This window comes from Heliobacterium chlorum, from assembly GCF_014502795.1.
Taxonomy (GTDB): domain Bacteria; phylum Bacillota; class Desulfitobacteriia; order Heliobacteriales; family Heliobacteriaceae; genus Heliobacterium; species Heliobacterium chlorum.
Genome location: NZ_JACVHF010000006.1, coordinates 108,050 through 121,414, shown reverse-complemented (window position 1 = coordinate 121,414; position 13,365 = coordinate 108,050). Strand labels below are relative to the sequence as shown.

The 13,365-nt window shown below is 53.0% G+C and carries 13 protein-coding genes; all 13 read left to right on the top strand.

What is annotated here, in order from left to right; all coding sequences use genetic code 11:
- The first annotated feature begins 37 nt into the window (after positions 1 to 37).
- The 13 genes from atpA (at position 38) to galU (ending at position 13,264) form a co-directional block, all read left to right on the top strand.
- Positions 38 to 1,546, top strand: coding sequence for a F0F1 ATP synthase subunit alpha (gene atpA / locus H1S01_RS08320; protein ID WP_188039626.1), 1,509 nt, complete (start codon positions 38 to 40; stop codon positions 1,544 to 1,546).
- A gap of 54 nt (positions 1,547 to 1,600) precedes the next feature.
- Positions 1,601 to 2,467 (top strand): ATP synthase F1 subunit gamma, encoded by an 867-nt coding sequence (atpG, locus tag H1S01_RS08315; protein ID WP_188039625.1) that lies wholly within the window; start codon positions 1,601 to 1,603, stop codon positions 2,465 to 2,467.
- Between the two features lie 42 nt (positions 2,468 to 2,509).
- The gene (gene atpD / locus H1S01_RS08310) at positions 2,510 to 3,925 is read left to right on the top strand and encodes a F0F1 ATP synthase subunit beta (protein WP_188039624.1); all 1,416 of its coding nucleotides are present in this window, start codon (positions 2,510 to 2,512) and stop codon (positions 3,923 to 3,925) included.
- A 17-nt stretch (positions 3,926 to 3,942) separates the two neighbouring features.
- Complete coding sequence (locus tag H1S01_RS08305) at positions 3,943 to 4,362, top strand: F0F1 ATP synthase subunit epsilon (protein ID WP_155476682.1); 420 nt, start codon at positions 3,943 to 3,945, stop codon at positions 4,360 to 4,362.
- A 137-nt stretch (positions 4,363 to 4,499) separates the two neighbouring features.
- Complete coding sequence (locus H1S01_RS08300) at positions 4,500 to 4,826, top strand: nucleotidyltransferase domain-containing protein (protein WP_207732249.1); 327 nt, start codon at positions 4,500 to 4,502, stop codon at positions 4,824 to 4,826.
- The gene (locus H1S01_RS08295; protein ID WP_188039623.1) at positions 4,810 to 5,229 is read left to right on the top strand and encodes a HEPN domain-containing protein; all 420 of its coding nucleotides are present in this window, start codon (positions 4,810 to 4,812) and stop codon (positions 5,227 to 5,229) included. The genes H1S01_RS08300 and H1S01_RS08295 overlap by 17 nt, the downstream gene beginning before the upstream one ends.
- Before the next feature lie 180 nt (positions 5,230 to 5,409).
- A complete protein-coding gene (locus H1S01_RS08290; RefSeq protein WP_188039622.1) occupies positions 5,410 to 6,912 on the top strand; it encodes a B12-binding domain-containing radical SAM protein in 1,503 nt (500 codons plus the stop codon).
- 89 nt (positions 6,913 to 7,001) lie between these two features.
- A complete protein-coding gene (locus H1S01_RS08285) occupies positions 7,002 to 8,204 on the top strand; it encodes a YwmB family TATA-box binding protein (protein ID WP_188039621.1) in 1,203 nt (400 codons plus the stop codon).
- 186 nt (positions 8,205 to 8,390) lie between these two features.
- Complete coding sequence (murA, locus tag H1S01_RS08280; RefSeq protein WP_188039620.1) at positions 8,391 to 9,653, top strand: UDP-N-acetylglucosamine 1-carboxyvinyltransferase; 1,263 nt, start codon at positions 8,391 to 8,393, stop codon at positions 9,651 to 9,653.
- 130 nt (positions 9,654 to 9,783) lie between these two features.
- The gene (spoIID, locus tag H1S01_RS08275) at positions 9,784 to 10,728 is read left to right on the top strand and encodes a stage II sporulation protein D (protein WP_188039619.1); all 945 of its coding nucleotides are present in this window, start codon (positions 9,784 to 9,786) and stop codon (positions 10,726 to 10,728) included.
- 127 nt (positions 10,729 to 10,855) lie between these two features.
- A complete protein-coding gene (spoIIID, locus tag H1S01_RS08270; RefSeq protein WP_155476687.1) occupies positions 10,856 to 11,107 on the top strand; it encodes a sporulation transcriptional regulator SpoIIID in 252 nt (83 codons plus the stop codon).
- A gap of 133 nt (positions 11,108 to 11,240) precedes the next feature.
- Positions 11,241 to 12,269: a rod shape-determining protein MreB gene (gene mreB / locus H1S01_RS08265; protein ID WP_188039618.1), complete on the top strand. Its 1,029-nt coding sequence runs from the start codon at positions 11,241 to 11,243 to the stop codon at positions 12,267 to 12,269.
- 107 nt (positions 12,270 to 12,376) lie between these two features.
- On the top strand, positions 12,377 to 13,264 hold the full coding sequence (gene galU, locus H1S01_RS08260) for a UTP--glucose-1-phosphate uridylyltransferase GalU (RefSeq protein WP_188039617.1): 888 nt from the start codon (positions 12,377 to 12,379) through the stop codon (positions 13,262 to 13,264).
- Positions 13,265 to 13,365 lie beyond the last annotated feature (101 nt).

The following is a 13,365-nucleotide window of genomic DNA, read 5'->3' as shown; positions in this document are numbered from 1 at the left end:
GTAACTCTCACAAGAGAATAGGGGTGAAGAACCGTCCATGAGTTTACGTCCTGAAGAGATTAGCGCCATTATCAAGCAACAGATCGAGCGTTACGAAAAACCCCTGGAGGCCGCCGAATCTGGCACCGTTATTCAGGTCGGTGATGGTATTGCCCGTATCTATGGCTTGGAAAAGGCCATGGCCGGTGAACTGTTGGAGTTCCCCGGACAGGTTTACGGCATGGTGCTGAACCTCGAAGAAGATAACATCGGTTGCGTTATTCTCGGTCCCTACACCGACATCAAAGAAGGGGACACGGTCAAACGGACGGGCCGCATCGTGGAGGTTCCCGTCGGTCCCGAGCTCGTCGGTCGGGTTGTCAACCCGCTCGGCATGCCGCTCGACGGGAAAGGTCCCATCAATGCGAAACAGTTCCGTCCCATCGAATCGCAAGCCCCTGGGGTCATCAAACGGAAATCCGTTCATGAACCCCTGCAGACCGGCCTCAAGGCCATCGACGCCATGGTTCCCATCGGCCGTGGCCAGCGGGAATTGATCATCGGTGACCGTCAGACCGGTAAAACGGCTGTCGCTGTCGACACGATCATCAACCAAAAAGGTCAAGGCGTGACCTGTATATATGTGGCTGTCGGGCAAAAAGCTTCGACTGTTGCCGGTGTCGTGAAGACCCTCGAAGAGCATGGCGCGATGGATTACACCATCATCGTCACCGCAACGGCTTCCGAGCCGGCTCCGCTGCTCTACATCGCTCCCTACTCCGGTTGCGCCATGGGCGAATACTTCCTCTACAACGGACAGCACGCCCTGGTCATCTACGACGACCTGTCCAAACAGGCTGTCGCGTACCGGGAACTCTCCCTGCTCCTCCGCCGTCCGCCCGGCCGCGAAGCGTACCCTGGCGACGTTTTCTACCTGCACTCCCGCCTGCTGGAACGGGCTGCGAAGCTCTCCGATGAATACGGCGCCGGCTCTCTGACCGCGCTGCCTATCATCGAAACCCAGGCCGGTGACGTGTCGGCCTACATCCCGACGAACGTCATCTCCATCACCGACGGCCAGATCTTCCTGGAGTCGGACCTCTTCAACTCGGGCATTCGTCCCGCCATCAACGCCGGTATCTCCGTATCCCGGGTCGGTGGTGCCGCCCAGATCAAAGCGATGAAACAGGTCGCCGGCCGCCTCCGTCTAGAACTGGCCCAATACCGCGAACTGGCCGCTTTCGCCCAGTTCGGCTCCGACCTGGACAAAGCGACCCAAGCCCGCCTCAACCGCGGTCAACGGCTCGTCGAAATCCTCAAGCAGAACCAGTATGTCCCCATGGTTGTTGAAGAACAAGTGGCCATTATCTTCTCCGCTGTTAACGGCTACCTGGACGACATCGAAGTGGCCGACGTGCTGAAGTTCGAAGAAGGATTTATCAAAGTCCTACGCACCCAGAAGGCCGACATTCTCAAGGATATCCGCGAGAAGAAAGCCCTCAACGACGATATCACCGAGCGGCTCAAAAAAGCCATCGAAGAGTTCAAAAAGACCTTCGTGGCTTAGTCTCGAAGTCTGACGCAATGAAAAGACTCCGAGAGGATAGCGAGGTGAAATAACATGGCTGGAATGCGCGATATTAAGCGCCGCATTCGTTCGATTAAAAGCACCCAGCAGATCACCAAAGCCATGAAAATGGTGGCGGCGGCCAAACTGCGCCGGGCTCAGGAGAAAGTCACCCAAGCCCGCCCCTATGCCAAGCGCGTACAGGGGGTCCTCTCGCGACTGGTGGCCGCTGTCCAGGATGTAAACCATCCCTTGTTGGAGACGCGGGACGTCAAACATACCGGCTACGTCATCGTCACCGCTGACCGCGGACTGTGCGGCGGCTACAACGGCAACATCATCCGGAAAGTCCATCAGGATGTGAAAGGCCGCAACGACGTATCCCTGGTCTGTGTCGGCCGGAAAGGCCGGGACTTTTTCCGGCGGACCGGCAAAAAGATCGAAGCCGAATATGTCGGCTTGGGCGAAGACATCACCTATGCCATGGCGAAAGAGATCGCCGGCAAGGTTATGGCGCTCTACCAAGAAGGCGTATTCGACAAGGTCGAACTGGTCTTCACCGAGTTCTTCTCGGCGTTGACTCAAAAACCGATCCAGATGCAACTGCTGCCCATTCCCTCGCCGTCCGGTGAAGCAGCCGGCGACGATGGAAACGGCGTAGGCCCTCTGTATGAGTTCGAACCGAGCGCTGAAGCCGTATTAAGTGAACTGCTTCCCCGCTACGTGGAGAACCAAATCTACCGGGCGCTGCTCGAATCGAAAGCGTCCGAACAAGGCGCCCGGATGACCGCCATGGGTTCGGCCACCGACAACGCCAAAGAAATGATCGACAAGCTCACCTTGTCCTTCAACCGGGCCCGTCAGGCCGCCATCACCAAGGAAATCTCCGAGGTCGTCGGCGGTGCCGCGGCGCTTGGCTAAACAATGTATCGTGACTCCTACCAGGGGAGGTAAAAGCATTCGATGAACTTCGGAAAAGTAATCCAGGTCATCGGACCGGTCGTGGACATTCAGTTCCCGCCCGGTCAGATGCCTGAGATTTATAACGCAATCAAGATCCGCAAGGCCGATCAGGAAAACTACGAGGGCACCGTCGACATCGACATCACCCTCGAAGCGATGCAGCACCTCGGCAACAACTCCGTCCGCTGCGTCGCCATGTCCACCACTGACGGTCTGACCCGGGGCATGCGCGCCCTCGATACCGGCGCCGCTATCTCCGTTCCCGTCGGCAATGAAATCCTGGGCCGCATGTTCAACGTTCTCGGCAACCCCATCGACGAAGCCGGTGAAGTGGACGCCAAGGAATTCTGGCCCATTCACCGCAAAGCGCCGAGCTTTGAAAGTCTCGAACCGTCCACCCAAGTTCTTGAAACGGGGATCAAAGTCGTTGACTTGCTGGCTCCCTACGCCAAAGGCGGTAAAGTCGGCCTCTTCGGCGGCGCCGGCGTCGGCAAAACCGTTTTGATTCAGGAACTGATCAACAACATCGCTATGGAATACTCGGGCTTCTCCGTCTTCGCCGGTGTCGGCGAGCGGACCCGGGAAGGTAACGACCTCTACCACGAATTTAAAGATTCCGGCATCCTGAAAAACGTTGCCATGGTCTTCGGTCAGATGAACGAGCCCCCCGGTGCCCGTATGCGCGTGGCCCTCTCCGGTCTCGTCATGGCCGAATACTTCCGTGACGTGCAGAACCAGGACGTGCTCCTCTTCGTCGATAACATCTTCCGCTTCACCCAGGCCGGTTCCGAAGTGTCGGCGCTCCTCGGCCGGATGCCCTCCGCCGTTGGTTACCAGCCTACACTGTCCACCGAAATGGGCCAATTGCAAGAACGGATCACCTCCACCAAGAACGGTTCCATCACCTCTGTACAGGCCATCTACGTGCCTGCTGACGACTTGACGGACCCGGCGCCCGCTACGGCCTTCGCCCACTTGGACGCCACCACCGTTCTTTCCCGGGCCATCGCCGAGATCGGGATCTACCCCGCCGTGGACCCCCTCGACTCGACCTCCCGGATTCTGGACCCCAACGTTGTTGGCGAAGAGCACTACGGCGTCGCCCGGGGCGTCCAGAAAATGCTGCAGCGCTACAAAGAACTGCAGGACATCATCGCCATCTTGGGGATGGACGAACTGTCGGACGACGACAAACTGGTCGTGGCCCGGGCCCGGAAGATCCAGCGCTTCCTGTCCCAGCCCTTCTTCGTCGCCGAAGCCTTCACCGGCATGCCCGGCAAATTCGTTCCCCTCAAAGAATCCATCCGTGGCTTCAAAGAAATTCTCGAAGGCAAACACGACGATCTTCCAGAAAGTGCCTTCCTCATGGTCGGCACCATCGAAGAAGCTGTGGAAAAAGCCAAGGAAATGGCGTAAGAGGGGAGTGACCAGTCATGGCCAACCAGACCTACCTCCTCGAGGTGGTTACTCCCGAGCGGGTGGTCGTCAACGAGGAAGTGGAGGTCACCTCCGCCCCCGGTACCGAGGGAAGCCTTGGTATACTGGCCGACCATGCTCCCATGCTGACCGCCTTGAACATTGGCCTCTTGGAGTACGGCAAACACGGTGAAAACAAAAAACTGACCATCACCGGCGGTTTTTTGGAAGTCGCCAACAACAAGGTCACCGTCCTGGCGACCGCGGCCGAGAAAGTCCAGGAGATCGACCTCTCCCGGGCGGAAGCAGCTCGCCGCCGGGCGGAACAGCGCATTGAAAAAGCGCAGACCGGCAACTCTGAAGTAGATATCGACCGGGCCGAAATGGCACTGAAACGGGCGTTACTGCGCTTAGAGGCTGCAAAACATAACCAATAGTAATAGAATGATCCCTAGGGATTAAAAAACGCCAACCTTCCGAAATGGAAGAGTTGGCGTTTTTTCTTTAAATGGTGCAAATTAAACGGCCTATGTGGTAAAATATAGAAAATAAGTCTAATAAGGTGGACGAAGGTATGCAGATATCTTCAGAAATTGTAAAAGAGATGGTCGACCGTATAGTGAACCGCTTTCAACCCATAAAAGTGATCATTTTTGGTTCATGGGCAAGAGGAGAAGCCCGACCTGACAGCGATATCGACATCCTCATCATCATGGAGTGCGAAAAGGCTGATTACCTCGAAGTCATGGCCGAGATTCGAAGAGAACTAAGGGATTTTCGAGTCCCTAAAGATATCATAGTGGCAAATCCAGAGACAATCGATAAGTTTGGCAATATGAACGGATATATATACGTTTCTGCACTCACGGAAGGACTGGTGATGTATGAACGTGCCGTTTGATCCCTCACATGATGTTTTACGCTGGCTTCAGTACGCAAAAGAAGATTTAATAACGGCTCAACATCTCAGTAGTCGTGAGGACTTACCACCAAGAACTGCTTGTTTTCTAGCGCAACAAAGTGGCGAAAAATCCTTAAAAGCGCTTATGACATTATTCGAAACTCCTATACGAAGAAGTCATAAACTCGATGAATTGGTAGATTTACTTCCGAAAGATTCAAGAGCTAAATTTGAGGACATAGACATAGAATGGCTAACTACTTGGGTGACCGCAGGCAGATATTTTGGCGATTGGCCGGAGGCAACTAAAGAAAATGCGTTTAAAGCCATAGGGATAGCCGAGAGTATTTACGAACTCACGACAGAGATAATTGAACTAAGAAATTGTAAGAAGAATAGTTAATCAAAGAACGTAGAATTTAAAAGAAGGTCAGACTACTAAAAAAAGTAAGGGTTGGCCTTTAGTGTTTTAAATTTCTAGGCACCCTTACAATCCAATAATTCATTTCGAACAATGGAAGGAATAATAACTGGATACCTTACGCAACATAAGCAGTAAATACCAAGCTGACGGGGTTAAACCATGAAAACGACCAAGGTTGTACTCATCGGACTATACAACGCAAAAGCACTCGGCGTACGGTGCCTATCGGCATCCTTAAAAAACAAAGGCTACTCGGTAAATCTCATCTTCTTCAAAGATTTCAACAGCCTTAATGCATCGAGTCCCACGGAACAGGAATATCATCTGTTGATCGATAAGCTCACTGAATTGAATCCGGACGTGATTGGACTTAGTGTGATGTCCTCTTTTTACCTATCGGCAGCACAGGAAATGTCCTTGCGGATTAAATCAACTTTTCCTCAGGTTCCCCTGCTTTGGGGCGGTGTCTACGCGACGCTGTTTCCGAAGGAAGGGTTGGAACACTGCGATTATCTCATGCGTGGCGAATGTGACGAGGCCATCATCGATCTCGTCGAAGCGTTAGAAGGGCGACGAGACATTACGGACGTCCCTAACCTCTGCTACAAAAAAGATGGACAAGTCATCATCAATGAGATGAATCAGCTTCGGCAGGAGCTGGACGAATTACCCTTTCCCGACATGGGCGGGGAAGGTATGACGCATATCTCTCACGGCAAGCTATGGGACTGTGACCCCCTGCTTGGCAGTATTTCTTATGAAATGAGTGCATCCCGAGGCTGTCCTTACGTCTGCTCCTACTGCAGTTGCCTCAGCTTAAAGCGCCTCTATAAAAATAAAGGAACCTTCGTACGCATGCGTTCCGTCGAAAATACCATTGAAGAGCTCAAGTGGGCACGGAGCCAGGTCAAAAACATGCGCATGGTCTGGTTCTGGGATGAGATTTTTGCTGATGACGAAGAATGGGTCAAAGAATTCGTCCATATGTATAAGCAAGAAATCAACCTTCCCTTTAATATCTGGGGCCACCCCTTAAAAATTAAGCAAAACATCATCGAACTGCTCGTCAATGCGGGGTTGCATCAAATCGTCATCGGTATTCAACACGGATCAGCACGCATTCGAAAAGACATCTATTATCGGATCGAGACAGATGAACAATTGATCGAGATGAGCCGGATCCTCGCAGAGGCGAAGGTACCGGAAATGGTCTACGACCTGATACTAGACAGTCCTTTCGAAACCGTTAAAGATTTAGAGGACACATATCATCTCTGTCGGAAACTTTATAAACCCTATACCCTGAACCTGCACGGGCTCAGCTTCTTGCCTGGAACAGACATCGAAAAACTGGCTATCAACCAGGGATTGCTCACTTGGGAAGAGCTAAAGCGAGAACAATCCAAACCGATCGAAGAGATGTATCGGTCCTTCAGTTGGTGGACCCATACGGGTTCCCAAGAGGATCGAGAACGGGCTTACTGGAAAAACATGATTTACTTGACCCAGTTTAGATTCGCCTCGGCGATCTTACCCCTTTTCGAAAAGGATTTCTTCCGGCAAAAGCCCGAAACGATGAACCTCTTTCGCACATCGGCCAACGGTTGGAACTTATTGCGACGGGTAAACCGTAAGATCCGGCTCAAGTTGGGCATAGCGTAACAACAAACGAACATTACCCATAAAAGATTAAAAATACACCCCTAACGGCAAGACTGGAAATGATTACTGCCGGAAAAAGGGTGTTTTTCATGTGTAAGTTCCTCTTTCAGATGATCCTTCAGACGACACTGTTCATCTTCATCAGCTTCTTTCTCCTCTTTCGAAATGATGGTGCAGGAGCCAAGTGGGTCATGTATCGTATTCCCGAAGTGGAAAAAACCATCGTAGAATACAGACTGAATCATATACCAGCAATGGTGGAAAAGTTGGAAAGCATCATCCCTTGGACGTCATTACCCGTTCCTAACAGTTGGAAAAGTGAAAGTTTGAAGATAACAGACCAAGCTCAAGAACCGGGAGCGAGCTATAGTAAAATTGATTCAACGGATCCGAAAGGGGAACTCTCGTCGACAGAGCTAAAAAAAGTTGATCCGGAAAGTATTAACAAGATACATCGTGCTATGGAACAGGCTCATATAACCCCGACGGATGGTTCGGTGACTCTCTGGATCCCACTGAGATTTCCAGATAATTCTCCCATCACCCCTACGGTAAATCAGAGTGTAAACATACATGGAAATCCGCAAAAGAACGATCAAAAGAACGATAATGAGGCAAAATCCTCTTTAACGGCCCCTTCGTTTACTAGAAGTTCGTTGAAAATTGACGAAAGCAGAGCGCCTCATTCTGACGATAACAACGGGATGAGTCAAAGGGTGCTCCATTATCCATGGAACAGGGATCCACTTGGTTGGGCTGGCTTGTATCTGCTGACCACGTATAAAGACGTGACGAATCACGACTGCACGGAACAGCCGAACGTACGTATGGAGGGAAAACGACTCTACGGAAAGCTTCACTGTGATGAACCGGATAACGCCCATCTGGAAATGACCCTTCAACTCGATGGAAATGAAGGCCATCTGACCCTGTCAGTCAACCAACCGCTTCCGGAATTTACTACGGGATCATGGTTTGAACGGCTGAATAAATATGCCGAAAAAAATCCCGGTTTTGACTATAGTGTCACATTGCATGGAAGCCGGGATGGTCGTTTATCGCCGGAAGAACAAGAAGTTGCCATTAACGCCTGCTTCGAACGAATCCAAGCTCAGCGCGTACGGGTGACCAACAACGACGCACTGCTCGTCAGCGGCTACTGTCCGCTACTTCCCAAGGGAATCCAAATGGGAGAGCAAAATCTCAACCTACAGGCCTTAGCTCGCTATCACGGCGTGGATCAGCGGACCTACTTTGCCATCGGTTACCCCCTCGTCATGCAGGAGATGTAGGATAGAAAAAAGGTTTTCGGAAAAATTATTTTAGGCAGGAAAGGCAATAAACCTGTCGAAAAATATTCAGGTTGGACTAAAAACCTAATAAGTTTCTACATATCCAGCAGAAAATGGGAAAACCCGGAAGAAGGGGGGAGCCGCCGGCTTCCAGAACCACTACATGAAGACGGCAGAAGCAATAAGATGGAAACAAAGATAGTCGTTAACGGGGGTATCCCCCTCGTCGGAAATATTCGTGTCGGCAACGCCAAAAATGCCGTACTGCCGATTCTGATCGCCACCCTCTTGGCTGACGGCGAATCGATCATCGCCGATGTGCCGCGGTTGGCCGACGTCGATACGACCTGCGCGGTCCTCCAACATATGGGCTGCGAAGTGGCCCGTGTCGAGAACAACATCGTCGTTCGCTGCGGCAAACTGATCAGCCATGAAGCGCCTTATGAATTTGTCCGGCGCATGCGTGCCTCCTTTTTGGTCATGGGACCGTTGCTTGCCCGCCTCGGTAGGGCGAAAATCTCCTTGCCCGGTGGATGCGCCATCGGAACGCGGCCGATCAACCTGCACCTCAAAGGCCTAGAGGCAATGGGTGCCAAAGTGCGAATGGAACACGGCCATGTAGAAGCCCGGTGCCGCCGGTTACAAGGGGCCCAGATATACTTAGACTTTCCTTCCGTAGGGGCCACGGAAAACCTGATGATGGCTGCTGCTTTGGCCGACGGGCAAACGGTGATCGAAAACGCTGCCGAAGAGCCTGAAATCATCGACCTCGCCAACTACCTGAACGCCGTCGGCGCTAAGATCAAAGGGGCCGGCACACGAGTCATCAAAATCGAAGGCGTCAAACAACTGAATGGGGCAAGTTACACACCCATCCCCGACCGCATCGAAGCCGGCTCCTATATGGTCGCGGCCGCTGCCACTGGCGGAGACCTCATGGTCGACAATGTCATCATCGACCATGTCAAACCGGTCATTGCCAAGCTGAAAGAGATGGGCGTCACCGTTCAGGAAATGGAAACAAGCCTGCGTGTCAAAGCGGAACAACCCCTCCGGGCGGTGGACATCAAGACCCTCCCCTATCCCGGCTTTCCGACAGACATGCAAGCCCAGATGATGGCGTTGCTGGCAGTCAGTGAAGGGACCAGTGTCGTCACCGAGACCGTCTTCGAGAACCGCTTTATGCACGTCGATGAACTGAAACGGATGGGTGCCCAGATCAAGGTCGAAAGCCGGACCGCCGTCGTGCAAGGCGTATCAAAACTCTACGGCGCCCCAGTCAAAGCGACAGATCTGCGAGCCGGCGCGGCCCTCGTCATCGCGGCCCTTTCCGCGGAAATGTCTACAGAGATCAGCTGCGTTCACCATATAGATCGCGGGTATGACGACATCGTCGGAAAACTGCGGGCAGTAGGTGCACGAATCGACCGGTATAATGGGGGCTGTTAAGCTCAAAGAGAACTCCCCCGCTAGCGTTGACACCGCTATATTTTAGGAGCAAGAGGCAGTCGCTAGGTATCTTGAATCCCTCCTCGTCATAAACATGTAGGCGCATGGACGACGACGGGGAGGGATTTTCATGCCCGCGAGACGAAGTCGGTGGAAGCCTTGGAAACTCTACTTGCTCGGGACCATCATGACTGCTTTGCTGCTGGTTTTGGGCATTCCCTTGCTCATCCTCAAGAATCCGCAAATTCTCTTCTGGAAAACTCCACCGGAAGGACCGAAGATACAGCTACAGCAAAAAGACGGAAACATCTCGGACATTCCCATGGAAGAATACCTCGTCGGCGTGCTCTCCGGAGAAATGTCCCCGCTCGATCCCCCGGAAGCCTTAAAAGCGATGGCCGTAGCTGCTCGCGGCTACGCCTGGTACCACGCCCTAAAGGGAGATCCCATCTGTACTACTGTCCACTGCCAAGTCTGGCTCTCGCCGGAAGAGCGGCAAGAACGGTGGGGCCTGAAAACTCCCCTCTACACCTGGCGGATCGAGCAAGCGGTCAAAGCGACGCAAGGGCAGTTCCTGCTCTATCACAGCCAGGTCATTGACGCGACCTACCACGCCGCTTGTGGCGGCCACACCGAGTCGGCTGCCGACGTCTGGGGGGCGGACATCCCCTATTTACAGAGCGTATCGTGCCCGGAAAAACCAGTCGTCAAGGAAGCCCGCTTTACCGCGGAAGAACTCGATGCCAAGTTCGGGACGACCTTAGCGGCGATGAGCCCGAAAGACCGGGCAAAAGCCCTGCAAGTCGCCGATAAAACGGCTGGCGGGCGTGTGAAGACCATCCGGATCGGTCAGACAGACCTGGAAGGAACGAAATTCCGTTCTCTGTTAGGACTCGCCTCGACAGATCTGCAGATGGAATGGGAAAAGAATCAACTGCGCATCCAAACCCGCGGATATGGGCATGCGGTCGGTCTTTGTCAAACCGGCGATATCACCATGGCTGAAGAAGGGAAGAGCTACGAAGAAATTCTTGCCCATTATTATCCGGAAACAGAGTTAAAAAAGATGTATTAGCCTTCGAATACGGCAACAATTCCCGAATATGACCGGATTTTACCGCCTAGCTTCGGCGCCCCTCGTCGTTCTTTTTTCCTCCCTCCCTCATATAATCTAACTGACTTCAGGTGAGGGAGGGCCGGGCATGCAGGAATACATCCGCAAACGAGTGATGGAGGTATCTCAGTACATATTGGATACCGCCTCTACAGTACGCCAAACGGCAACCGTCTTTGGAGTCAGCAAGAGCACCATCCACAAGGATGTAACCGAACGCCTCCCGTCCATCAATCCGGAACTGGCCGAGGAAATCAAAAACGTCCTAGAACAAAACAAGGCAGAACGGCATATCCGGGGTGGGGAAGCTACGCGAAAAAAGTATCAAGAAGCGCTGTAGGCAACCTCATCGCGCCAATTGTGCTTGTCGCAAAAATTTCATTCCCAGTTCCCCTTGGCTGCATGTATTCGACAGGGTATACTGTATTTGACATAGAAACTCGAAATTTTGTCGCAGACTAGGGGGACGGCGCGTGTTTGGGTTAAACGTGGATATTGGGATTGATTTGGGAACAGCCAGCGTGCTGGTTTTTGTAAAGGGAAAAGGCATCGTGCTCATGGAGCCATCAGTGGTGGCCATCAACAAGGATACAGGTTCCATCATTGCCGTCGGGGAAGAAGCACGGCGGATGCTCGGCCGGACACCGGGCAATATCGTCGCCATCCGGCCCCTGCGGGACGGAGTCATCGCCGACTATGACGTAACCGAACGGATGCTGCGCTATTTCATCACGAAAGCGTGCGGCAAGTCTTTCTTTTTTAAACCGCGGGTGATGGTCTGCATCCCCTCCGGCGTAACTGGCGTCGAAGAGCGGGCCGTACGGCAAGCGGCACTGCAAGCCGGTGCGCGGCAGGCTTATCTCATCGAAGAACCCCTAGCAGCGGCGTTAGGGGCCGGCCTGGACATCTCGGAAGCCTCCGGCTCGATGGTCGTGGACATCGGCGGCGGCACCACCGACATCGCTGTCCTCTCGCTGGGCGGCATCGTCTGCTCCAAATCGCTCCGCGTTGGTGGGGACAAGTTCGATGAAGCCATCGTCCGTTACATCCGGAAAGAACACTCCCTCATGATCGGTGAGCGGACTGCAGAAGAACTGAAGATCAAAATTGGCACCGCCTACCCGCAAGGACGAAAAGGCGAAGAATACGCCGAGATCCGTGGACGGGACCTTGTCAGCGGCTTACCGAAAACCGTCCGGGTATCGACGATGGAAACATACCGGGCCATGCAGGAAAACATCGAAGCCGTCGTCAGCGGCGTCAAAGAGGTCCTCGAACGGACTCCACCGGAGCTGTCGGCCGACATCATGAACAAAGGCATCGTCATGACCGGCGGCGGATCCTTGCTCAACGGACTAGATACACTCATCTCCAAAGAAACCCGGCTGCCGGTACATGTAGCGGACGATGCCATCTCCTGCGTCGCATTAGGGACAGGCCTGGCATTAGGCATGCTTAACTACCTGCAAAAGAACACGATCCTATCGAAAAAAGTGATGTAGCACATAATCCAGTACAAACCATAAAACAATAGAGTAAACTGTGCCATCGGAGAGGCTTTGTAAAAGCGCACCATCTCCGACGGGGCTCTAGAGGAAGTGGGTTTGTATTGCGGAAAAAGGTTCGAAAAGCCATTATCCCGGCCGCTGGGCTGGGGACGCGGTTTCTTCCCGCGACAAAGGCGCAGCCGAAAGAGATGCTGCCCATCATTGATAAGCCGACGATCCAATTCATCATCGAAGAGGCCATTTCGGCTGGCATCGAAGATATCCTGATCGTCACCGGGCGGAATAAACGGGCCATCGAAGATCACTTTGACCGTTCCGTTGAGTTGGAAGTTTTTCTGGAAGACCGACAAAAGTGGGAACTGCTCGATACGGTCCGCCAGATCGGCAGCTTGGCCGATATCCATTATGTACGGCAAAAAGAACCGCTTGGGCTCGGACACGCCATCAACTGCGCTCGTTCCTTTATCGGCGATGAACCCTTTGCCGTCCTCTTGGGCGATGATGTGATTCACGCCAATAAACCTTGTATCGGACAACTGATCGACGCCTACCACCAGGTGAAAGGAACCGTCGTCGGCGTGCAACCGGTCCCCAGAGAACAGAGCCGCCGCTACGGCATCGTCTCCCTCGAAGCGGAAATAGCGCCAAACACGTGGAAGCTCAACTCCATCGTGGAAAAGCCCGATCCTGAGCGTGCACCTTCTGATCTAGCGGTGATGGGCCGGTACGTCATTGAACCGGACGTCTTCGATATCTTGGAAAACCAGGCTCCCGGTAAGGGCGGCGAAATTCAACTGACCGATGCGCTCTACGGCTTGCACTCACAACTCAAGCGCGGCCTCTACGCTTACATTTTCGAGGGCACTCGATATGATGTAGGGGATCGTCTCGGCTATCTGAAAGCGACAGTGGATTTTGCGCTGCGCCGGGACGATTTGGCCGAAGAGTTTCTTACCTATCTCAAAGAGGTCTTACAACGCCGGGGTTAAACCCCCGGTTTTTTTATTTTTTACAAATGAAAGGACTTTTTCCCTAAAGATTTTGGCTGCGTTTGACGATATAATAAGACGTGACTACATGTCGCTATACA